Here is a 22,903-nt window from a genome sequence, read left to right as displayed (position 1 = left end):
TGCCTGAATCGCCCACAACCACGGGGGAAAGTTAGTCCTAAGAGGTCCTAACCCTTTAAGTTGCGTTTGTCAGACCAATTGAAGTTCACGAAACTGAGTGTAACGTGTTTAGGACATCGTTACAAGACATTTGATTAAAAAAATCAGAAATATTTTTTTCTTCGTAATATTTTTTATACGTGTGTTTCTCGTTGTCCAATTTGTAGATAGCTAGCCACCATGTCTAATAAGTCCACGACACGGCATGAATACCCCCACTCATTATCATACCAAGCGAGCACTTTAACATGGTTTCCTCCGAGGACCATTGTCGAACCCATATCGATAATCGAAGAACGATCGTCCCCGTTAAAATCAATCGACACGAGCGGTTCTTGGGAAATGCCTAAAATGCCTGTCATTTCTCCGAACGATGCCCGTTCGAACGCTTTATTGACTTCATCGATTGTTACATCTCGGTGGAGTTCCACGACTAAGTCGACGAGTGACACGTTAGGTGTCGGAACACGGAGCGCCATTCCGTTCAATTTCCCTTGAAGTTCGGGCAATACGAGCCCAATCGCTTTCGCCGCTCCCGTCGATGTCGGGATAATCGAATTACCACAAGCACGCGCCCGCCGTAAGTCTTTATGCGGGTTATCAATATTGTTTTGGTCATTCGTATAGGCGTGTACGGTCGTGATTAGTCCCGTCTCAATACCGAACGTCGAATGCAAGACTTTCACGACCGGTCCGAGACAGTTCGTCGTACACGATGCGTTTGAAATAATATGGTCTTCTTCAGGACGATAATCACGATCATTGACCCCCATCACGATCGTACGCAAATCTCCTTTACCCGGCGCAGTCAAAATCACTTTTTTTGCCCCTGCGTCCAGATGAAGTCTAGCTCCGACATCAGAGTTGAACTTCCCTGTCGCTTCAACCACGATATCGATTTCAAGGTCCGCCCAAGGCAAACATGACGGATCGCGTTCTGAAATCAGTTCAATTCGTTTCCCATCGACTTCGAGCGTATCCCCATGCGCGCGAACGGTCAATTCAAATGGTCCATGTATAGAATCATGTTTGATGAGATGCGCGAGTGTTTCCGCCGGATAACTTGCGTTAATCGCCACCACTTCATGACGCCCCTCGATCATCAATTTCCGAAATACCATTCTCCCAATTCGACCAAATCCATTAATCGCCACTTTTGTCCCCATGCTAGATCCCCCTTTTTCTACATTACGGTTTCATTATAACGGATACTTGTAAGCGTTTTCACTATGAATCGTCACATTTCTTTCACTTTTCTTTGTTTATTTTTTGAAAATGAGGGAAATTTCTTCTCGTAAAGCAAAAGAGAAAGGAGGCGTCGTGATGTTTGATTGGGGAGATATCGATAAATTTTTCATTTCGTTCTTCATCATTTTACCGATTGTGACGTTGATTCACGAGTTAGGACATTATTTCTTCGCAAGATTATTCGGAGGCACTCTCGATATGCAAATCGGGACCGGAAAAAAATTGTTCAAAATAGGGCATCTACAAGTGAATCGTGTTTACTTTTATGATGCATGGTGTCAGTTTTCAGATTTGAAGTGGAGCAATAAAGTTACTCGCTCTCTCGTTTACGGTGGGGGCGCAATTTTTAACTTGGCGAGCATCCTCATTTTAAATGGATTTATTCTTCAACAAGAAATCGAGCCTACTCTTTATACGTATCAATTCGCCTATTTCTCGTTCTACTATATCTTTTTCTCTCTCTATCCAATTTATTATTCAAGTGGTCACCCAAGTGACGGCCGAGCGATTTATGATACATGGAAAAAAGGATCGCCTGAATCCGACCCTTTGAATTAAAAAGAAGGCGATCATTCGATGGCACTGAAAAACCTCTGCTCTTGCCTTACAGGAACAGAGAAAAAGCAAGGAATACAGAGGAGCGTCATCCCTGATTGGGACGACGCTCCTCTGTTTAGAATCATTTAGGATTTTTCAGTGCCTTCAATCATTCGCCTTTTTTTGTATAGCTTTAAATTGTTCGACTAAGCGGTCAATTTGGGAAGGTAACTCCCCCAATGCCCCGTTGTTATTCACAAGATAATCAGCCTGATGCTTTTTATCTTCAATCGGAATTTGAGAATGGATGCGTGCGAGCGCCTCTTCTTTTGTCAACCCATTCCGTTCCATGAGACGCATCAATTGAATTTCTTCGCGACAATAGACGACAACAGAATAGTCGACGAGGTCAAGCATTGTTCCTTCGAATAAAAGGGGAATGTCAAAAATGACGACCGGTTCACCGGCTGTCTCGTGTGTTCGCATCTGTTCTTTCATCTCTTCACGAATCGCAGGATGCATTAGTTGGTTTAATTGCTGACGCTTCGTTTCATCATGAAAGATTTCACGTCCTAATGCAGGGCGATTCAATAGATCACCATCAAAACATTTCGGGAATGCCGCCTTTACACCTTCGATTGCCTTTCCCTCAGGCTCAATGACCTTTCTCGCAATCAAATCAGCATCGATAATCGGAATCCCTCGCTCTCGAAACAGTCGAGACACTGTGGACTTTCCGGTTGCAATCCCACCCGTTAATCCAATTTTCAACATATTCGCCCACCCCTTAACGTTGTTGACAGTTCGGACAAAAATGCGTACCACGCCCGCCTAGTTTCATCTTTTCAATTTCATGACCACAACGACGACACGGCTCACCGGCTCGCCCGTATACATACAGCCTCTCTTGGAACGTTCCAGTCACACCGTCGGGGTTCGTATAACTACGTATCGTACTTCCCCCACGCTCGATTGCCTCTGTTAGGACGGCGACCGCTTCTACCCGTACACGCTCTACTTCTTCACCTGATAGACTCGCGGCCGTTCGTATCGGATGAATACCAGCACGAAATAGCGTTTCGTCTACATAAATATTACCCAATCCAACAAAAATCGATTGATCGAGGAGGGCGGTCTTGATGGCACGGGACTTCATCCGCCCTAAACGCTGATGTAGTGCCTCTCCGGTCACACGCTCGTCAAACGGTTCATAAGCAAGCAATGAAAGTGGCGGTGTTGTATGAATCGTTTCGTTTGTCCGCAACTCCATCGTACCAAACTTACGTACATCATTATAATGCAGGGTAGATTGGTCAGTGAATGTGATGACGATATGTGTATGTTTCACCGGTTCTGTGAATGTCTCGTACGGAAAGAATTTCCCCTCCATGCGTAGATGTGAGACGAGGTACCCGTTCGTTAATTTAAACAAGATGAATTTCCCTCGCCTTTCTACATCCATAATGGTCTCTCCAACCAAGTGGTGAACCCACTCTTCTGCATCGAGTCCACGAATAATTTTAGAGTCGAGCACATCGACAGCCTGAATCGTCTTTCCTGAAACGACAGGTCGCAGTCGACGACAGACTGTTTCAACCTCTGGTAATTCTGGCATACTTACTACCTTCCTATCCTCTTATTTCGTATCGAACCAAGTGGCTCCTACTGCACCGTCAGCGCGTAATGGTACATCGAGTGTAACCGTATGTTCCATCGCTTCGGTCACCAGTTTTTCTAATGCTTCCATCTCTTCAGCAGGACCCTCAAAAATCAATTCATCGTGTACTTGTAACAATAGTTTTGACTGAAGGTGCGACGTTTTGAGGGCATGATTGACATCAATCATCGCTTTTTTGATAATATCGGCTGCCGTTCCTTGAATCGGGGTATTGATGGCAGTACGTTCAGCAAATCCACGCAAGTTGAAATTACGAGAGTGAATATCCGGTATGTTTCGACGGCGTTTTAACATCGTTTCAACAAATCCGTGTTCTCGAGCACGTTCAATAGCCGCATCCATGAATGTTTTTACACCAGGGAACTGTTCGAAATACGTATCAATAAACGTTTGTGCTTCTTTACGTGTAATTCCAAGATTTTGCGAAAGTCCATAATCACTGATTCCATAGATGATTCCAAAGTTAACTGCTTTCGCCTGACGACGCATAAGCGAAGTCACTTCTTCTTTCGAGACTTTAAAGACGTTCGCCGCCGTCGATGTATGGATGTCCTCGTCGTGTAAGAATGCCGCAATCATTTTTTCATCTTGAGACATGTGCGCCATGATGCGAAGTTCGATTTGCGAATAATCGACCGCATAGAGTACCCAGTCTGGTTCACTTGCAGTGAACGCCTTGCGGATGCGTCGTCCTTCTTCTAATCGAATCGGGATGTTTTGAAGATTCGGGTTGACCGACGAGAGTCGTCCAGTTTGCGTCAACGTCTGTGTGTATCGGGTGTGGATCTTGCCGTCTTCCTTCACGACTTTCTGTAATCCCTCGACATAGGTCGACTGCAATTTACCAAGTTCTCGATAATGCATGATTTTCTCGATGATCGGGTGGAGCGGCGCTAACTTTTCAAGCACATCAGCCGCTGTCGAGTATCCCGTCTTCGTTTTTTTCACGGGAGGAAGCGCTAATTTTTCGAACAAGATGACCCCTAGTTGCTTTGGTGAATTGATGTTGAATGGTTCTCCGGCCAACTCATGAATCGTCACTTCAAGCGTACTAAGACGTTCTCGAAGGTCCGCCTCCATATGTTGAAGCGTTTCGATATTAACATGTATGCCTGCCCATTCCATTTCTGCTAAAACAGACACGAGCGGTTTTTCGAGTGCCTCATACAGTTCTGTCTGTTCATTATCCTTCAACTCGGAGAGGACACGTTCAAATAACGTATAAATCGCATGTGCTTTTTCAGCGAGATGTGAATGGAACGCATCTTCCTCAGGAACTTTAATTTTTGCACCTTTCCCATAAACCATTTCATCTTCTTCAAGATGATAGGCGAAATGAGAAGCGATCGAACTAAGTGACGTTCCACCAGATAGATTTAGTAAGTATCCGGCAACGAGTAAATCCTCGTACCCTTGAAGCGATAGCTGTTGACGTTTCAACTGAATGATTGTCTGTTTGGAATCGAGACAAACCGTCGCCCTAGATTCATCTTCAATCCATTCCTTGACCGGCTCTTCTTGTAACAAAGTCACGTCACCAATCGTCACCCCACGTTCTGATGCAATCGCCACCCCGACAATTTCTTCTTCGAAATAATCATCGTGCAGTTGCTCAAGAAACAGGACCGCTCGAGACAAATCTTGTTCAGAAAGGTCGATTGTCGGCCGCGCTTTTTTTTCGACCGTTTCTTCTGTAGCGCTGTCCGACAGTTTTCCGATTAACGATTTGAATTGGAGTTCCATGAATAAAGGCTTCACGACGGAAGCGTCATACGATTTAAAGACGAGATCGTCTACAGACACATTCAATGGAACGTCCGTATAAATCGTTGCCAACTGTTTTGACATTTTTGCTTCTCGCTCGTTCGCCTCAACTTTTTCTTTTTGTTTCCCTTTTAGCTCATCCGTATGTTCGTAAAGGGCTTCGACCGTGCCATACGTTGAAATCAACTTCAACGCCGTCTTCTCCCCTACACCTGGAATACCGGGAATATTATCGGACTTATCGCCCATTAATCCTTTCAAGTCAATCATCTGAATCGGCTGTAGACCTTCATATCGCTCTTGGAAAGCCGCCTCGTTCATTTTCTCGACATCCGTGATGCCCCGCTTCGTCAAATAAACGGTCACTCGCTCATTGATGAGCTGTAGTAAATCTTTATCTCCCGTCACAATCGTCACTTGATCAAATGATGTATCTTTCGAGAGTGTCCCGATGATATCATCCGCCTCATATTGTTCAAGCTCAAGGACAGAGATGCCGAACGCGCGACAGACGTCACGTACGAGCGGGAACTGTTCTCGTAATTCTCCAGGAGTTTTTTGACGTCCACCTTTATACTCAGCAAACGTATCATGACGAAACGTCTTTTTCGACGCATCGAACGCAACAGCGAAATGCGTAGGTTGTTCGTCCTCCATCAATTTTAACAACATCATCGTAAAGCCATACACCGCATTCGTATTCCGACCCGACGCGTCCGACATCGGAGGCAGTGCGAAAAATGCACGATATGTTAAGGAATTCCCATCCAGGATTAGTAGTTTATTCATTCAATCGACCTCCATTCTTCTCTTCGTCCATCATACCATACGGGTACATGCGTTCGAAAAAAAAGGCCCTTTTCTACGAATAGAAAAGGGCCAAATTCTCGACCCAGTGGAGATGAGCACCGATCGAGTCACGAGATGATGAAGAGGTCTCACTCATAGAATAGCAAGGTTTTGTAAAGTAAATATGAATGAACGATAAAGGAATCGTTAAACCCGCGGAAACGTGATGGTGAACGTCGTTCCTTTGCCCTCAACGCTATCGACATCGATGGTCGCATGATGCAAATCGATGATGTGCTTCACGATGGCAAGCCCGAGCCCGGTTCCACCGGAGTTGCGACTTCTCGCCTTATCGACACGATAGAAGCGCTCAAAGATTCGACTCACTTCTTTTTCGGCAATTCCGATTCCGTTGTCTCGCACTCGAAGTTTGTATGAATCCGGATTCGCCTCTACAGAAATCTCAACGCGACTTCCTTCCGGTGAATAGTTGATCGCGTTGGCGACCAAATTCATGATCACTTGTTTCATTCGGTTCAAATCAGCCTGCAATACAACTTCTCCATTGTGTTGTGTCTCTAGATGAATCGACTTCTTGTTCGCCTTTTGACTGAGTAGGAGACATACTTCGTCGACGAGTTGATTCAAATCGACGGACACCAGCTCCATTTGGAAATCATCTCGCTCCAATCTCGAAAGTTCAAGGAGATCTTCGACAAGCATCTGCATTCGCGTCGCTTCTTTTTGAATGATGTCTAAGAACTGGTCACGAAGTTCAGGTACTTCTTTAGCCCCGTCAAGAAGCGTTTCGCTAAATCCACGAATGGACGTAAGGGGTGTCTTCAGTTCATGACTGACGTTCGCCACAAAATCTTTCCGCATCTTCTCGAGCCGCTTTAGCTCTGTGATGTCGTTGAATAGTAACGTTGTCCCGCGAAGCATCCCTGTGTCACTGAATATCGGTGCAGCGGACACCATATACGTTTTCTGATTGAAACCTGTTCGAATCGACAATTGACGACGGTTAACCTCTTCTGTCAGATAGACATCCTCAATGAGCGATTCGACATCAGGACTCGGCAATATCCCATGATAAAATTGTCCAATTGATAAATCATCGTATTGGAACATCTCCCGATACGATCGGTTGACTAATGTGACGATGCCGCGTTCGTCAACTAGAAGAAGCCCCGCTCCCATATATTCGATGAGCGACTCAAGTCTCGCCCGTTGAACCGATTCTCCAAGGGAGATAGACTCTAAACTTCGGGCAAGGACGTTAATGGAACCTGCCAGACTGCCAGTCTCCTCATCATTTCGCAGTTCATACACACGAGCGCGATAATTCCCATCCGCTAACTCTCGTAAGACGATGGTCGCCTCGTCAATCGGTCGAATGAATTGGTTCGTCAAATGCTGTAGGACGAACAAGATGATGAAGAACGAGAAGACGAGCGCGAGCGCAATCGTCAACCAAATCCGATCATATACCCCTTCTAGGTCAGACACATAACGGATAAATGTCAGGTATACGGTATCACCTGTAGCGAGATCGATCGGTTTCGTGAATTGAATCAATGCATCTTCGTCCGCCTCACCAAATGTTCCGTCATCCGGTACTAAATTCGGATCAATTTGATAATCGATTGTACCGACACGAAACGGTGTTCCTGCAATTACTTCCATCCTGCTGTTAAGGAGTAAAATATCAAAACTACTCCCATCATCGATTTGACCGACATACTCACGTATTTCATCCAGTTCTCCGTCTTCTAGATAAAGGGCTGCTAGCTGAGCGTCCTCTTTCAATCGGTCTCGTTCGGAATCTAAATAGAAGTCTTTGAACAGTTGTCCGAGCACGATGCCGAGCATAAGAAGGACGCCCGTGACGAGCAGAATAAGTGTCGTCATGAATCTAGAACGATACGTCTTCATTCCGAAATCGGCTCCTCCATCTTATACCCGAGTCCGCGAATCGTTTTAATGTAGGTTGGTTTCTTGGTCACTGGTTCAATTTTTTCACGAAGGTGACTAATATGGACGTCGACGATCCGCGTGTCACCGACAAAGTCATAATTCCAAATGGCCGATAGTAATTGGTCCCGTGTCAGCACACGACCCTTGTTTTTTGCCAGATAGGCTAACAGTTCAAACTCTTTCGGCGTCAATTCGAGTCGTTCTCCTTGTTTGAACACTTCGTAGTTTGAAGCTACGATTTTAACGTCACCGATTTGGATGACATCCTCTTCAACAACCGCCTCTTGTGGGCCTGAACGTCGTAAAATCGCTTTGACACGGGCGACCACTTCACGTGGGCTAAACGGTTTTGTTAAATAATCGTCTGCGCCAAGCTCAAGACCGAGGACTTTATCAAATTCATCGTCCTTTGCCGTCAGCATCAAAATAGGTGTATTGACTTTTTGTTGTCGAAGTCGCTTGCAAACTTCAAGTCCGTCCATTTCTGGGAGCATCAAATCGAGCACAATGAGCACGGCGTCCTTTTTTTCAGCCAGTTCCAACCCGGTTTTTCCATCATGTGCCGTTTCTACTTCAAAGCCAGCTTGTTCTAAATTAAATTTTAATAACGTCGCGATTGATACTTCATCGTCGACAACAATTACTTTATCAGCCACACTTCTTCCTCCTCTTGATCCATCAAATGTCACTCTCTATTTTACAAATCAAACCTTGATACGACCAACCTCAAAGCAAATCTTTACAAAAACAAAACAAATCCACTTTCAGTGTAGCATGCCCTACAAGATACAAAACGCAAAAAAAGATGCTTCCTGCATATTTGCAGGAAGCATCTCCCTCTTATAAGACGCCTAATACCGAGCGGACAGAGTCAGCAGACTTCGAAAGTGCTGCTTTTTCTTCATCTGTCAATTCGAGCTCAAGCACTTGCTCAATTCCATGTTTACCAAGAATCGTCGGGACACCAAGATACAAGTCATTGAATCCGTACTCCCCTTCAAGGTATGCTATGGCAGGTAAAATCCGACGCTGATCTTTCACAATCGCTTCGACCATCTCCACGATAGCAGCAGCTGGCGCATAATACGCCGAGCCATCCCCCAATAGTTGGACGATCTCGCCACCGCCTTTGCGCGTTCGCTCCACAATTTGCTCGATTCGTTCATCTGAGATGAGTTTTTCGAGCGGGATTCCCCCAGCGTATGAGTAGCGTACAAGAGGAACCATATCGTCCCCATGTCCTCCGAGAACGAACCCCGATACATCTTTGACGGATACGTTTAACTCTTGTGCTACAAATGTACGGAAACGAGCCGTATCCAGAACCCCAGATTGTCCGATGACACGTTCTTTCGGGAACCCCGACTCTTTAAACGCAGCATACGTCATCGCATCGACGGGATTGGTCAGAACAATCAGAATGGCTTCTGGAGAATGGATGGCAATCTCTTTCACAACCGAGCGCATGACGTTTGCGTTCGTTGCGACGAGGTCGTCCCGGCTCATCCCTGGTTTGCGGGCAATCCCTGCAGTAATCACGACCACGTCTGAATCGGCCGTATCGGCGTAATCTGATGTCCCTGTGACCCAAGCATCAAACCCTTGAATCGGAGCCGTTTCTTGCATGTCGAGCGCTTTTCCTTTCGTCGGTCCAACTTTTTCTTCCATATCGAGCAGAACGACATTCCCTAGCTCGCGCTGAGCCAAGTACAGTGCAGTAGTAGCACCGGTGAAGCCACTTCCAATTACAGAAATTTTGTTACGACGAATCATGAGCTCTCCCCCTCAATTGACTCTTTCGAATGACTTACATGTTTTTGATTAATTCATCAGCGAACTCAGAACACTTCACTTCTGTCGCTCCGTCCATGAGACGAGCAAAATCATACGTGACGACTTTCGAAGCAATTGTTTTCTCCATCGAACGGGTGATGAGATCAGCCGCCTCGTTCCAGTTCATGTGACGGAGCATCATCTCACCAGAAAGGATGACTGACGATGGGTTTACTTTATCAAGACCTGCATATTTCGGAGCCGTACCATGTGTCGCTTCGAAGATTGCATGTCCTGTGATGTAGTTGATATTCGCACCAGGTGCAATCCCGATTCCACCCACTTGTGCAGCAAGGGCATCTGAAATGTAGTCACCGTTCAAGTTCATCGTCGCAACGACATCGAACTCACGTGGTCGTGTCAAGATTTGTTGAAGGAAGATATCAGCGATTGAATCTTTGACGATGATTTTCCCTTCAGCTTCTGCTTTTGATTGTGCTTCGTTCGCAGCCGCTTCACCAGACTCTTCTTTAATGCGGTCGTATTGTGCCCATGTGAAGACTTTGTCGCCGTACTCCGCTTCAGCAAGAGCATAGCCCCAGTTTTTAAATGCGCCTTCTGTGAACTTCATGATGTTCCCTTTGTGAACGAGTGTAACGGATTTACGGTCGTTCGCAATCGCATACTCGATTGCAGCACGGACTAAACGTTCTGTTCCTTCAGAAGAAACCGGCTTGATGCCAATCCCTGATGTCTCTGGGAAACGAATTTTATTGACGTTCATCTCATCTTGCAAGAAGTTGATGAGCTTTTTCACTTCATCGCTTCCTGAAGCGTATTCGATTCCCGCGTAAATATCTTCTGTGTTCTCACGGAAGATGACCATGTCTGTATCTTCAGGACGTTTTACTGGTGATGGAACACCTGTGAAGTAACGAACTGGACGAAGGCAAGTATACAAGTCAAGTTCTTGACGAAGCGCAACGTTCAATGACCGAATCCCACCACCGACTGGTGTCGTGAGTGGTCCTTTGATCGCAATCAAGTACTCGCGGATTTGATCGAGTGTCTCTGTCGGAAGCCATTCGCCTTTTTCGTTATATGCTTTCTCACCAGCGTATACTTCCATCCATTCGATTTTCTTGTCGCCGCCGTATGCTTTTTCAACTGCAGCGTCAAATACACGAACAGCCGCATTCCAAATGTCAGGGCCCGTGCCGTCACCGATAATAAATGGTACGGTCGGTACGTTTGGTACGTTCAATACACCGTTTTCAACTGTAATCTTTTGTCCTTGTGTCAACATAATGAATCCCCCTAAGTACATTACTGTAGGTCGACGCGTGCGCCGACCTACGTCACTTGTTAGTTTACCAAACTTTTGTCTAAAATGTGTCCCGAATTAACGTTCGTTCACAGAAACATATTTACGGCTCGTTTCACCGACATATTCCGCACGTGGACGAATCAAACGGTTGTCCGCGTATTGCTCAAGGATATGTGCGATCCATCCAGACATACGAGATACAGCGAAGATTGGTGTGAATAAATCTTCTTCAAGACCGAGCGCATAATACGTCGAAGCTGAATAGAAATCGACATTCGGCTTCAATCCTTTTTCTGTTTCGACGAGATGATCGATTTTCTCAGACATCTCATACCATTTCGGTTCGCCGATTTGAGCAGTCAATTGGCGACTCATTTCTTTCAAATGCTTCGCGCGCGGGTCGCCGTCCTTATAAACACGGTGACCGAAGCCCATGATTTTTTCTTTGCGCTCGAATTTACCACGAACATATTCTTCAACTCGATCAACCGAGTCAATCTCGTGAAGCATTTTCATAACTGCTTCGTTCGCCCCACCGTGAAGTGGTCCTTTGAGTGCTCCCATCGCCGCCGTGACGCCAGAGTACATGTCTGATAGTGTCGCCACACAAACGCGTGCTGTGAATGTCGAGGCGTTCAATTCATGGTCTGCATGTAAAATGAGTGCCTTATCAATCGTTTTTTCTGCTACTTCGTTCGGCTCTTCCCCGTTTAGCATATACAAGAAGTTACCCGCATAAGAAAGACCTTGTTTGGGGGCAACCGGTTGTTCCCCTTTACGAAGACGAGCGAAAGCTGTCACGATTGTCGCAACTTGAGCTTGCAGACGAATCGCTTTACGCATGTTCGCCTCGTCACTCATGTCTTCAGATTCTTCATCATATAGAGCGAGTTGTGAGAGTGCTGTACGAATCGTCGCCATCGCATTGGCTGATTTCGGTGCACGTTTTAACGTATCAATCACCTCTTCAGGTAATGTCGCTTCTTTTACAAGCGATTCTGATAGCGCTGTCAATTCCTCTGCATTTGGTAAGCGGTCGTTCCACAATAAGAAAACTACTTCTTCAAATGTGGCGTGGTCCGCTAAATCATCAATGGTGTATCCTCCATAAGTCAATTGACCGTCAATAATTGAGCTGACTTTTGAGGCTGCTGCCACAATACCTTCTAACCCTTTTGTCGTTGACATTCATAACTCCCCCTCAGTCTTGTTTAAAAGTGATCGACCGTAAAAACAGTCTGTTTGTAGGGAATAAGGATACGGGATGGGCCTTTCCCCTTCATTCGCCCAGTCTCCGTTTACCCTGTCCTTTATATAGTATAAACAATTTATTGCAAAAAAGAAATGTAAGCGGCTTCAGTTGTCAGAAAATATCAAAACCATTTTTCAATGATTTGATATCCACCTAAAATCAATGCTGCAATCCCAGCTCCGACAAGCGGTCCGACCGGTATCCCTTTCATGAATCCAACCGCTAGAATCGTACCTGCGAGGAGGGCTGTCGTAACGACAGGGTCGACACGCATCAACTGCACACCTTGTCCCGCTGCAATGGCGACGAACATTCCTGAAGCAAATGCCACGATTCCGACCGGCCCTTTAATACTATTCCACAATTCTTTAAACCCGATGTCTCCGGTTGCAATCGGAACAAGGACAGCAATCGTTATGATGGTCACGCCCCAACTGATTCCTTTGGATGCGAGTGTGGGGAATAATTGATCTCCGAAACCGATCGCTTTAATAATTAGCAAAACACTACTTGCGATAATAACCGATTGATTATTTGAAATGACACCGATTAATACGAGCATCAATAAAAAAAGATAAGCACTCATTATGTTTCCTTTCTTTGAACGGAAAAAAAACCGACCTTTGAAGAAGGCCGGTTCGATTGTCGTTCAATTATGCGTTGTAGATTTTACCTGTAAGTGGGTCGATTGAAATCATTTGACCGTCACGAAGTGAAGATGTTGCTGCCTCTACACCTACGATGACCGGTTTACGGAGTGATGGTCCAACGATACCTGCATGGCTCGTCAATCCACCGTCTTCTGTGATGATTCCAGCCGCTTTTTCGATTGCAGGCATCATTTCTTTATCTGTGAATGGTGCGACGAGAATCATTCCGTCTTTCGCTTTTGCGTTTGCTTCATCCGCATTATTCGCGACCACGACTTCACCGACCACACCGCGCTCGCCAATACCACGTCCGTCAGCAAGAGCATGACCGACGATGTGGACTTTCATCATGTTCGTCGTACCAGCTGTTGCCGCAGGAATTCCGGCTGAGATGACAACGAGGTCACCGTCAGTAACAAATCCTTCGTGACGAGCTGCTTCAGATGCTTGAACCAACATTTCATCCGTGTTGTTTGGCATCGTCTCAGCCACGATTGGGTATACGCCCCATACGAGGTTCAATTGACGTGCTACGCGCTCAGATTCAGTTACCGCAATGATGTTCGCTTCAGGACGATACTTCGCCGTACGAGCAGCCGTGTAGCCTGATTGTGTCGGCGTCAAGATTGCTTTTGCGTTCAAGTTGATTGCTGTGTGGGCAACCGCTTGTGAGATTGCATCCGTCACCGTGTGCTCACTGCGTTTCTGACGATCTTTCAACAAGTTTTTGTAGTCGAGCATGCGTTCTGTACGCTCAGCGATGGCCGCTTGCATTTGAACTGACTCGATTGGGTAGTCACCTGCTGCTGTCTCACCAGAAAGCATGACCGCATCTGTACCATCCAAGATTGCGTTTGCTACGTCTGATGCTTCCGCACGCGTTGGACGCGGGTTACGTTGCATCGAATCGAGCATTTGCGTCGCTGTGATAACAGGTTTACCAAGGTCGTTACACTTCTTGATGAGTTCTTTTTGAACCGGTGTTACTTCTTCCGTCGGGATCTCGATTCCGAGGTCACCACGGGCAACCATCAAACCGTCAGAGATTGCCAAGATTTCGTCGATGTTGTCAACACCTTCTTGGTTCTCGATTTTCGGGTAAATCTTGATGTGTGATGCATTATGTTTTTCAAGAAGTTGACGGATTTCTACCACGTCTGATGCACGACGTACGAACGATGCTGCGATGACGTCGATATCTTGTGAGATCCCGAACTCGATGTCCGCGATATCTTTATCTGTAAGGGCAGGAAGGTTTACCTTGACGTTTGGCAAGTTTACACCTTTCTTCGTCTTGATGATTCCTTCGTTTTCGATGACGCAGCGGAGGTCACGGTTTTCAAGCTTTTCAACGACACGGAGTCCGATGAGACCGTCGTCGAGCATGATGTGCGAACCGATTTCTACATCATCGTAAAGTCCTTCATACGTCACAGAGAAACGATCTTTCGTTCCGACGATTTCTTCAGTTGAGACGATTGTGACTTCTTTTCCTTTTTCGAGAAGGGCTTTTCCATCTTCAAACGTATGAGTACGGATTTCTGGACCTTTTGTATCAAGAAGGACTGTTACCACTTTACCAGCAGTTTTTGCAGCTTCACGGATGTCACGGATACGTGCGCCGTGCTCTTCGTAGTCACCGTGTGAGAAGTTGAGACGGGCAACGTTCATTCCAGCTTCAATCATTTCAGGAAGACGCTTCTCTGAAGCGGGTCCAATCGTACATACAATTTTCGTTCTACGCATAATATAAAAACCTCCTAGGGGATATGGTGCAACTTACATATGGAAAACGGGGAGCCTTTGACCGGTTCCCGTCTCCCTACATGGTGAATCGTTTAAATCGACAACTGATTGACAAGGTCGATCAGTTGCATATCAATCGTGTGCTTGTTGTTGTCGAGCGCCTCATCGATGTCAAGATCCATCATCTTGTTGTTACGGATTCCGACGACCCGGCCCGCTTTTCCTTCAAGTAAAATCTCAACAGCGTATGCGCCCATACGACTTGCAAGTACACGGTCAGCAGCAGTTGGGGAACCACCACGTTGAATGTGTCCAAGAATCGTGACGCGTGTTTCTGAGTTCGTCTTCTCGGCAATCAATTTACCGATTTCTTCCGCACTTCCCGCACCTTCAGCAACGATGACGATTGAGTGCTTCTTACCGCGTGCAATTCCGTGGTTAATTCGTTCCACGATTGCGCTCAAATCTTCTGGACGTTCTGGAACGAGAATCGACTCTGCACCACCAGCAAGACCAGAATAGAGTGCGATATCACCAGCATCGCGACCCATCACTTCAATGACATACGTACGTTCATGAGATGAAGCCGTGTCACGAATTTTGTCAATCGCATCAAGCGCTGTGTTGAGCGCTGTATCAAAACCGATTGTCGCATCCGTTCCCGGGATATCGTTATCGATTGTACCCGGAAGGCCGATTGTTGGGAATCCAAGATCTGTTAATTTTTGAGCTCCACGATAAGAGCCATCTCCACCGATGACCACGAGAGCATCGATGTTGAATTTCTTCAACTGTTCAACTGCTTTTGCTCGACCTTCTTCTGTTCTGAACTCAGGACAGCGTGCAGAGCGAAGGAACGTACCTCCACGTTGAATGATGTCGCCGACTGATCCAAGGTTTAACTCGACTAGATCACCTTCGATTAATCCTTGATAGCCGTTATATACACCATATACTTCAAGACCTTCGAAAATCGCTTTTCGAGTCACTGCACGGACAGCTGCGTTCATTCCAGGAGCGTCTCCTCCGCTTGTTAATACCGCAATACGTTTTAAATTCACGTCACTCACCTCTTATGTGTTTTAACGAAATCTGAAAATAAAATACCATGTCTGACCTTTGTTTTACAACACAAGTATGTGAAAAAAATGCATAGGGTATGTTATAAAGCAGTCACTTCATGAATGAATAAAGCCATATTCAAAGCCATTGATACCGTTTTCACTCACTAATTGTGCCAATTTGATGATATTTGGTCGCCCGCCCTTGAATCAGTTGAGAAGTCGACTGACCGAGCAACTCATTCATATGCTGTAATAATACAGTCTTTAAGAGCGATGACTGTAATGACACATCAACATGTGCACCCCCATACACTTCTCCCACAACCTCATCTACAATCCCTAAGTTGAGCAAATCTCGCGCCGTAATTTTCATCGTTTCTGCCGCGCGTTCCGCTTGCTTCGCATCTTTCCATAGAAGTGCCGCTGCACCTTCTGGCGAGATGACCGAATACGTACTATTCTCAAGCATCAATAAACGATCGCAAACGCCAATTCCAAGTGCGCCTCCAGAACCACCTTCTCCAATGACGACGGACACGATCGGCACTTTCAGGGTCGCCATCTCAAACAAGTTTCGAGCAATTGCTTCGCTTTGACCGCGTTCTTCAGCGGCTTTTCCGGGGTAAGCCCCTTTCGTATCGATAAATGTTAAAATCGGGCGATTGAACTTCTCAGCTTGCTTCATGAAACGCAATGCTTTTCGGTATCCTTCCGGATGTGGCATCCCAAAGTTCCGCCTCATGTTCTCTTTCGTATTCCGACCACGCTGGTGACCGATGACCGTAACCGGCACCCCTTCAAATGTCGCAAGTCCCGAAACAATCGCTGCATCGTCATACCCATGCCGGTCTCCATGGAGTTCCAAAAAATCAGGGAACAGATGCTGAATATAATCGAGCGTTGTCGGTCGTTTCGGGTTTCGAGCCAGTTGAACGCGGTCCCACGGTTTCATATTCCCATAAATATCTTTTTCTAATCGGTCGAGCTTTAACTCGAGATGGCGAATCTCACGGGACAGATCGATACCTTTTGTTTCGGCCGTTTCACGTAGTTTATTTAATTGTTCAGTCACTTCTTTGATTGGGTCAAACATGACGAACACCCCCATCGTGTAATCCAATCATTTTCAGCAAGAACGAACGCATCTGTTCGCGATGAATAACCGCATCTAGTTGCCCCGACTCGAGTAGAAATTCTGCTGTCTGGAAGTTCTCCGGGAGTTTTTCCCGAATCGTCTGTTCGATGATTCGGCGTCCTGCAAACCCGATCAGCGCTCCTGGTTCTGCGACGTTCAAATCGCCGAGCATCGCGAAACTTGCTGAGACGCCACCTGTCGTCGGATGTGTCAAATACGCGATATATAGAAGTCCGGCCTCATCATGTTCTTTTAATGCAATGGATGTATTCGCCATTTGCATCAAGCTAACCATTCCTTCTTGCATCCTAGCTCCGCCTGATGCCGTGAATAAGACAACCGGTAGACCGAGAGATGTTGCTTTACGGACAGCGGAAGCGATTGCTTCTCCCACGTAAGCCCCCATTGACCCCATTCTGAATCTGGCATCCATTACGCAGATGACAAGCGGCAGTCCATCAATCGTCGCCCTTCCACAAATGACTGCCTCCTCAATTCCGGTCCGTTCTCGGTCTTTATTTAACTTTTCTTCATAGTCAGGAAAATTGAGCGGATTCGTTTTGACAGAAGGTCCTGCAAAACGTTCAAACGACCCTTTGTCGACAAGCATATCAATCCGTTCTTGTGCATGAAGCGGAAAATGATAACCACAGTCACATACTTTATGATTTTCATTTAACTGTTTTGTATAGTGCATATATTTACAAGATGGACATTTCGTCATTAATCCCTGTGGTGCGTCAATCTTTGGCTCTCTTTGACGCAATGGCATGTATCGTTTTGGTTTCTTGAAAAAAGCAGTCATCGCTTCCCCCTCGTTCATTCCGGCATCCCCATTCCACGCCACATCTCGAGAAATCGTTTTCGTTCCTCGAGGGTATATAGATCTCCAGCGTCTAGTCCGTCAAAAAATCGATTGAGTTCGCTCCAAATTCGAATAAACAATTCATTCTTTAATTGAAAGATGATTTGCTGACGAAACGATCGATCATTATCAATCACGGCTTCTAATTGAGTCAGCCGTTCCATTGTCGGTTCAACTTCTGAAAACGCCATTCGTTCCAACAAGCGAAGCATCTCGATAATATCGGACTCTTTCGTCTGTTTGGTCACAATGAACTCTGATAAAATCTCAATGTAACGGTGTCGGTCTTGTTCACATAAAAATGTGCCACCACCACGTCTCGTCTCCACGATGCCTAAAAAGCTCAATGCTCGTAACGCTTCGCGAACAGAAGCACGGCTAATCGACAGTGTTTCGGCGAGTTCACGTTCGGACGGAAGCCGATCACCTGGAACTAAAGACGATTGAACGATTAACATTCGTATTTTTGAAATATTTTCGTGAAATGAGGATGCGTATTTTTCATGCATCTGACCGTTCAACTCCCTTTTTGAATCACTTATCACACTCAAGTGGTCAGACCAATTAGTACGATTATATCACTTTTTAGGACTTGGTACTAGTTTTCGGACCATCCATTTTCGTATCGATTCGTTTTAACACAACATTTTCTTCGCCGAATTTTTTCTTCGCCTCAGCCACGTACTCCTCATTCGGGTTGATTGAGTAAGCTGACGCCAACTGTTTCACTTCCTTTGAATCCGTGAATCGACAGACAACCGGGACATCTCCCTGAGCACGTTGTATCCAATCTTCGAGTTCGGGGAATCGATCTAATGTAAGCCTTACAAACAATGCCTGCCCATGCAACGGACGTATCCGTTCGACAATCAGTTGTTTTCGTCCATCTCGTTCATTCGTATGAACCTCAAGTAATAAAATATTACCGACATAAAGGGAGCGTCCGAATTGACTAAATGTTCGTGGAAATACGACGACTTCTTCTTGTGTCATACCATCGTCAACCATGATGATTCCCATTCGTTCCTGCTTTTTCGTTAGAAATGTACGCACGTCATCTACGTAAACGATAAGGTAACCATTCGTCCCGTTTATGATGTTGTCAATTGTAGACGGTTCAATCCCAACATTCGAAATAGCGGTCAGTGGAGAGTGCACCACCCATGTTCCGAGCGCTTCTCTCTCTTCTTCAGACCAATTTGGTTCTTTTACTTTCTTCTGTTTGAGTCCAAGCGATGACAGTTCGTCGGGCAAAAAATGCGTTCCTGCCTCTTCTCGCAAACGTTCGACTGCTTCAAAAGCACTTGTCCGGTCGCCGTGATACATCCGGTCGAGCGCGCCCGCACCAAGTAAACGACGTAATTTAAACTGGTCTTTATTCTTCCACTCCATAGCTTCTTGAAGAGTTCTGACATCTTTCAATTGCCCATTCAGCTCAATCAGACGTTCGACATCACGTTTGGTCAAGCCTTGGATTGCTTTTAACCCGAGTCGGACGCCAGGTCCTTCAAGCGTCGCCTCGGCGTGACCGTGTAAGACGTCTGGTGGATACACCGGAATTTGATCTTTTCGCAACAATCTGACGAGTTCACTCGTCTTTTCCGATGTCACCACATGAAAGACACGAGGGAAATGTGCTTTGACATAAGCCAACCGATAGCTGATCAAACTGTAGGCGACAGCGTGGGATCGGTTGAATCCATATCCCGCGAACTTTTCAATCCAAGAAAAGATTTGCGTCAACACATCCCGGTTATTCTTTTCTGCCTGTTTTAAAAATCGTTCCCGTTCTCGCTCAATCGTGCCAATATCTTTTTTAGCAATCGCTCGTCTGACCAAATCCGCCTCAGCGTATGAATAACCTCCAAGCTTTCGAAGTAGTCTCATGACCTGTTCTTGATAAACGAGTACCCCATACGTAGGTTTCATGACGTCTTCTACGGCTGGATGAATTTGTTGGTAAGGCAAACCATGCTTTCGTTTGGCATACGTTTCGATGAACTGCATTGGTCCCGGGCGATAGAGTGACATCGTCACAACGATATCTTCAAACTCAGTTGGCTTCACTTGCCGAAGCGCTTGTTTCATCCCAGTCGACTCGAACTGGAAGATGCCATTTGTCTCTCCTCTAGCTAACAAACGATATGTCCGGGCATCGTGTAACGGAATGGTTTTCAGTGAGAACAGGGCATCACTTTCTCGAATCAAATCTTCCATCTTTCGTAAGCGACTCAAGTTCCGCAACCCGAGTAAATCGATTTTCAGCAGCCCGACCTCTTCCAAATCCTTCATATTATATTGTGTTACATACTCTTCTATTCCAGGTTGGAGCGGCGTCACTTCTTCAATCGGTTGGCGACTAAGAACGATACCGGCCGCGTGAACCGATGATTGGCGAGGCAAACCTTCTAACTGCTTCGCAATTTGTAACAATTGCTGCCGCTTTTGACTACCAACGAACCATTTCATCTGTTTCGGGTTCGACATCAATTCGTCTAACCCACCCGATTTCACTTGTTTACTTGCAGCCTGTCCTTCTTCTAATGTCATGCCGAGCGCTCTGGCGACGTCTCGAATCGCTGCCTTTGCTCCAAACGTCGCGAGCGTCCCGATTTGTGCCGCATGCGTTTCCCCGTATTTTGACAACACGTACGATACGACTTCTTCTCGACGCTCATCTTCAAAGTCTAAATCAATATCTGGCATCGACACGCGTTCAGGATTTAAAAATCGTTCAAATAACAATCCGTAATGAACCGGGTCGACTTCTGTAATATGGAGGGCAAAACTAACGAGTGAACCTGCCGCCGATCCCCGACCCGGTCCCACTTCAATACCAGATTCTCGGGCGAATCGAATGATGTCTTCGACAATCAAAAAATAGGAAGAAAATCCGGTCTTTGCAATGACATCCAGTTCGAACTTTGCTCGCTCGATATAAGGTTCCTTTAAGAGTTCCATCGATTTCAGGCGTTCACCCACGAGTCGTTTCAAATTTTGGTCAGCATCAGGCAGTTCTGGAATCGCCCCTTCCGCATGAGGAAGTTGATCGAGTTGAATACGTGATTCAAATCGATTGAGTTCCGCTAACTCTTCTGTTGTGAACCAGTCGTTCATCTCGCTCGGAAGACGGACATGTAACCCTTTTTGTCGCACGTCTTCATTCGACATCACATCCCCCTCACGAATGGCAGAGACGGCTCGAAACCCTTCTATATCCTCTGGTCGCATATACCTTGTTTCAGGGGCAGGAATCAATTGAACAGCAAGCTCTTCGCGCATGAGACGAAGTTGCTTCAACACTTGCACTTGCTCAGTCGTCTGAGGTGCTGGGAGTCCGAGCCAGAGCTTATCTTCATCTACATAGGAGAGCATTTGATGATAAAGGCGACGCCGATGAACCGGATCATTCGCCTTCCAATTTTCAGGAAGGATAATGAGCGGCATCGTCGTTCGGTCTTCAATTCCTCCCGTTTTGATGATTCGATATTGTTCCTGAAGCTCTGCTTCGTTCGACGCATATGCAAGCACCGAAACATCTAGTCCGTCTAAACGGAGGATTGTCCTCAGTCCAATGAGCGGTTTCACCCCATATCGTTTACAATAGGATAAAAATGTCGGGACACCATAAAAGGCATCATCTGCAATCGCAACTGAACGACTTCCACGCTCGGTCATCTGCAAGACGTATTGTTCTAGTCGAATTGTACTTTGTAGTAAGCTATAAGCAGTTCTGACATTCAGATGAATCATCGTTGTCCTCCTTTCTATATTAATTGAATTGTCAAACTCAATTCATCACTTCTCTGATACAATAATTATAGACAAAACTCACGACAAAAGGGGGTAAAAGCGTATGATTATCAATCGGGGACAGATTGCACGCGATAAGTTAGAGAAATTACAGAACGGCCAAACCGTTTTTGCGGACAGTCCGGAAATCATCGACCGGCTTCGAAAGTATATTACAGAGTATCAACTCGATGTCGTCGAAGACGTGACCGACCGCGGCACATGGTTCATTCCAAAAGAAAATGGAGACAAATGAAGAGAGCTGACCGCGGTCAGCCCTCTTCATTTTCTTCAAACGTGAATCTGTCCGCTACTTCATTCAGAGCAGCAATGACGTCATCCATCTCTTCCCACGTATCAACCGTAGCTCCAGCCGCCATCGGATGGCCACCTCCACGGTATCGTTTAGCCACTTCGTTGATGACAGGGCCTTTAGAACGAATCCGAACACGAATCTCTTCTTTGTTCTCTACGAACATGACCCAACATTTCAATCCTTCAAGACCCGAAAAACTATTGACGAGTTGAGACGCCGCTTCTGGGGAAGCGTGAAACGCCCTTAGTACATCCTTGTCAATCTTCACATAACCGACACCTTCATCAGTGACGTTGACATGCTGTAGCACGTAACCTTGTAATTGAAGAGTCGCTAAGTTGGTCTTATACATTTGGCGATACAACTTGTTTGTGTCGATGTCTTTTGCAATGAGCGACGAAGCAATTTCAAACGTTCGCGCCGTTGCATTTCGGAACTGGAAGCGCCCCGTGTCGCCCACGATTCCGGCATAAAGTAAAAATGCCGCTTCTTGATCGATTGGATAACCCCAAAGATTGGCAAGCTCCACAATCATTTCAGACGTTGAGCTGACCGATGTGTCTACAATTTGTGTCATCGCATATGGGTCTTCATCAGGGTGGTGGTCTATTTTGATGATCGACTTACCATTCAACGCAAAAGGTCCATCAATTCGCTCTTGATTTGCCGTATCCAAAATGAGGACGAGCGCGTCCCGGTACATCTCTTCCTCGACGTGCTCCATCTTCCCTAAAAACTCGAGGTCAGGAACCATACCACCGACCGCATAAATTTGTTTTTCCGGATGAACCGATTTTAAAATACGCTGTAACCCAAGCTGGCTCCCTAATGCATCAGGATCCGGTCGGACGTGGCGGTGAATGAAAATGGTGTTTGCCTTCTCTATTTCGGATTTGATTGTATCCGCTTCATGCCATTGCGTCATGATGATTCCTCACTTTCCTACACACT

The 22,903-nt window shown here is 46.0% G+C and carries 19 protein-coding genes; 2 read left to right on the top strand and 17 right to left on the bottom strand.

Annotated features, from left to right (window positions below; translation table 11 throughout):
• Positions 1-173: 173 nt before the first annotated feature.
• Positions 174-1,205 carry a glyceraldehyde-3-phosphate dehydrogenase gene (locus tag P400_RS0107595; RefSeq protein WP_026825617.1) on the bottom strand — a complete coding sequence of 344 codons (1,032 nt, stop codon included), beginning with the start codon at positions 1,203-1,205 and terminating at the stop codon, positions 174-176.
• Positions 1,206-1,362: 157 nt separating this feature from the next.
• Here P400_RS0107595 and P400_RS0107590 point away from each other — a divergent pair, with 157 nt between their 5' ends.
• Positions 1,363-1,845, top strand: coding sequence for a site-2 protease family protein (locus P400_RS0107590; RefSeq protein WP_026825616.1), 483 nt, complete (start codon positions 1,363-1,365; stop codon positions 1,843-1,845).
• A 144-nt stretch (positions 1,846-1,989) separates the two neighbouring features.
• Here the strand turns inward: P400_RS0107590 and coaE are convergent, their stop codons facing one another.
• From coaE to dnaE, 15 genes are all read right to left on the bottom strand, one after another.
• The gene (gene coaE / locus P400_RS0107585) at positions 1,990-2,598 is read right to left on the bottom strand and encodes a dephospho-CoA kinase (RefSeq protein WP_026825615.1); all 609 of its coding nucleotides are present in this window, start codon (positions 2,596-2,598) and stop codon (positions 1,990-1,992) included.
• 13 nt (positions 2,599-2,611) lie between these two features.
• Positions 2,612-3,439 (bottom strand): DNA-formamidopyrimidine glycosylase, encoded by an 828-nt coding sequence (gene mutM, locus P400_RS0107580; protein ID WP_026825614.1) that lies wholly within the window; start codon positions 3,437-3,439, stop codon positions 2,612-2,614.
• Positions 3,440-3,460: 21 nt separating this feature from the next.
• The gene (gene polA, locus P400_RS0107575) at positions 3,461-6,055 is read right to left on the bottom strand and encodes a DNA polymerase I (RefSeq protein ID WP_026825613.1); all 2,595 of its coding nucleotides are present in this window, start codon (positions 6,053-6,055) and stop codon (positions 3,461-3,463) included.
• A 207-nt stretch (positions 6,056-6,262) separates the two neighbouring features.
• On the bottom strand, positions 6,263-7,990 hold the full coding sequence (gene pnpS / locus P400_RS0107570; RefSeq protein ID WP_026825612.1) for a two-component system histidine kinase PnpS: 1,728 nt from the start codon (positions 7,988-7,990) through the stop codon (positions 6,263-6,265).
• Positions 7,987-8,688, bottom strand: coding sequence for a response regulator transcription factor (locus P400_RS0107565; protein ID WP_026825611.1), 702 nt, complete (start codon positions 8,686-8,688; stop codon positions 7,987-7,989). The genes pnpS and P400_RS0107565 overlap by 4 nt, the downstream gene beginning before the upstream one ends.
• Positions 8,689-8,872: 184 nt before the next feature.
• Entirely contained in the window at positions 8,873-9,805 is a 933-nt protein-coding gene (gene mdh / locus P400_RS0107560) for a malate dehydrogenase (protein ID WP_026825610.1), read from the bottom strand.
• A gap of 34 nt (positions 9,806-9,839) precedes the next feature.
• On the bottom strand, positions 9,840-11,108 hold the full coding sequence (icd, locus tag P400_RS0107555) for an NADP-dependent isocitrate dehydrogenase (protein ID WP_026825609.1): 1,269 nt from the start codon (positions 11,106-11,108) through the stop codon (positions 9,840-9,842).
• 99 nt (positions 11,109-11,207) lie between these two features.
• Complete coding sequence (gene citZ / locus P400_RS0107550; protein ID WP_026825608.1) at positions 11,208-12,320, bottom strand: citrate synthase; 1,113 nt, start codon at positions 12,318-12,320, stop codon at positions 11,208-11,210.
• A gap of 185 nt (positions 12,321-12,505) precedes the next feature.
• On the bottom strand, positions 12,506-12,970 hold the full coding sequence (locus tag P400_RS0107545) for a DUF441 domain-containing protein (protein ID WP_026825607.1): 465 nt from the start codon (positions 12,968-12,970) through the stop codon (positions 12,506-12,508).
• A gap of 67 nt (positions 12,971-13,037) precedes the next feature.
• Positions 13,038-14,780, bottom strand: a complete 1,743-nt coding sequence (gene pyk, locus P400_RS0107540; RefSeq protein WP_026825606.1) for a pyruvate kinase — start codon at positions 14,778-14,780, stop codon at positions 13,038-13,040.
• 92 nt (positions 14,781-14,872) lie between these two features.
• On the bottom strand, positions 14,873-15,841 hold the full coding sequence (pfkA, locus tag P400_RS0107535; RefSeq protein ID WP_026825605.1) for a 6-phosphofructokinase: 969 nt from the start codon (positions 15,839-15,841) through the stop codon (positions 14,873-14,875).
• 160 nt (positions 15,842-16,001) lie between these two features.
• Positions 16,002-16,937, bottom strand: a complete 936-nt coding sequence (locus P400_RS0107530; protein WP_026825604.1) for an acetyl-CoA carboxylase carboxyltransferase subunit alpha — start codon at positions 16,935-16,937, stop codon at positions 16,002-16,004.
• A complete protein-coding gene (accD, locus tag P400_RS0107525; protein WP_026825603.1) occupies positions 16,930-17,784 on the bottom strand; it encodes an acetyl-CoA carboxylase, carboxyltransferase subunit beta in 855 nt (284 codons plus the stop codon). Before accD ends, P400_RS0107530 begins: the two co-directional genes overlap by 8 nt.
• A gap of 14 nt (positions 17,785-17,798) precedes the next feature.
• Positions 17,799-18,353, bottom strand: a complete 555-nt coding sequence (locus tag P400_RS15055; RefSeq protein ID WP_034770955.1) for a FadR/GntR family transcriptional regulator — start codon at positions 18,351-18,353, stop codon at positions 17,799-17,801.
• A gap of 76 nt (positions 18,354-18,429) precedes the next feature.
• Positions 18,430-21,597: a DNA polymerase III subunit alpha gene (dnaE, locus tag P400_RS0107515; RefSeq protein WP_026825602.1), complete on the bottom strand. Its 3,168-nt coding sequence runs from the start codon at positions 21,595-21,597 to the stop codon at positions 18,430-18,432.
• A gap of 103 nt (positions 21,598-21,700) precedes the next feature.
• On the opposite strand from dnaE, the gene P400_RS0107510 reads away from it, so the two are divergent.
• Positions 21,701-21,892, top strand: coding sequence for a hypothetical protein (locus tag P400_RS0107510; RefSeq protein ID WP_026825601.1), 192 nt, complete (start codon positions 21,701-21,703; stop codon positions 21,890-21,892).
• Between the two features lie 16 nt (positions 21,893-21,908).
• Here the strand turns inward: P400_RS0107510 and P400_RS0107505 are convergent, their stop codons facing one another.
• Positions 21,909-22,877 carry a DHH family phosphoesterase gene (locus tag P400_RS0107505; RefSeq protein ID WP_026825600.1) on the bottom strand — a complete coding sequence of 323 codons (969 nt, stop codon included), beginning with the start codon at positions 22,875-22,877 and terminating at the stop codon, positions 21,909-21,911.
• Positions 22,878-22,903 lie beyond the last annotated feature (26 nt).

The sequence above is a fragment of the Exiguobacterium marinum DSM 16307 genome, assembly GCF_000620845.1.
Classification (GTDB): domain Bacteria; phylum Bacillota; class Bacilli; order Exiguobacteriales; family Exiguobacteriaceae; genus Exiguobacterium; species Exiguobacterium marinum.
Note: the sequence above shows the minus strand (reverse complement) of the source record. Positions and strands in the feature narration are given on the sequence as shown.

Excerpts from the sequence above, each read along its gene's own strand:
- P400_RS0107595 (WP_026825617.1), bottom strand. The coding sequence starts at position 1,205 with ATGGGGACAAAAGTGGCGATTAATGGATTTGGTCGAATTGGGAGAATG.
- citZ (WP_026825608.1), bottom strand. The coding sequence starts at position 12,320 with ATGTCAACGACAAAAGGGTTAGAAGGTATTGTGGCAGCAGCCTCAAAA.
- mdh (WP_026825610.1), bottom strand. The coding sequence starts at position 9,805 with ATGATTCGTCGTAACAAAATTTCTGTAATTGGAAGTGGCTTCACCGGT.
- polA (WP_026825613.1), bottom strand. The coding sequence starts at position 6,055 with ATGAATAAACTACTAATCCTGGATGGGAATTCCTTAACATATCGTGCA.
- P400_RS0107530 (WP_026825604.1), bottom strand. The coding sequence starts at position 16,937 with ATGTTTGACCCAATCAAAGAAGTGACTGAACAATTAAATAAACTACGT.
- accD (WP_026825603.1), bottom strand. The coding sequence starts at position 17,784 with ATGACTGCTTTTTTCAAGAAACCAAAACGATACATGCCATTGCGTCAA.
- coaE (WP_026825615.1), bottom strand. The coding sequence starts at position 2,598 with ATGTTGAAAATTGGATTAACGGGTGGGATTGCAACCGGAAAGTCCACA.
- mutM (WP_026825614.1), bottom strand. The coding sequence starts at position 3,439 with ATGCCAGAATTACCAGAGGTTGAAACAGTCTGTCGTCGACTGCGACCT.
- P400_RS0107545 (WP_026825607.1), bottom strand. The coding sequence starts at position 12,970 with ATGAGTGCTTATCTTTTTTTATTGATGCTCGTATTAATCGGTGTCATT.
- pyk (WP_026825606.1), bottom strand. The coding sequence starts at position 14,780 with ATGCGTAGAACGAAAATTGTATGTACGATTGGACCCGCTTCAGAGAAG.
- P400_RS0107590 (WP_026825616.1), top strand. The coding sequence starts at position 1,363 with ATGTTTGATTGGGGAGATATCGATAAATTTTTCATTTCGTTCTTCATC.
- P400_RS15055 (WP_034770955.1), bottom strand. The coding sequence starts at position 18,353 with ATGCATGAAAAATACGCATCCTCATTTCACGAAAATATTTCAAAAATA.
- dnaE (WP_026825602.1), bottom strand. The coding sequence starts at position 21,597 with ATGATTCATCTGAATGTCAGAACTGCTTATAGCTTACTACAAAGTACA.
- pnpS (WP_026825612.1), bottom strand. The coding sequence starts at position 7,990 with ATGAAGACGTATCGTTCTAGATTCATGACGACACTTATTCTGCTCGTC.
- P400_RS0107505 (WP_026825600.1), bottom strand. The coding sequence starts at position 22,877 with ATGACGCAATGGCATGAAGCGGATACAATCAAATCCGAAATAGAGAAG.
- P400_RS0107510 (WP_026825601.1), top strand. The coding sequence starts at position 21,701 with ATGATTATCAATCGGGGACAGATTGCACGCGATAAGTTAGAGAAATTA.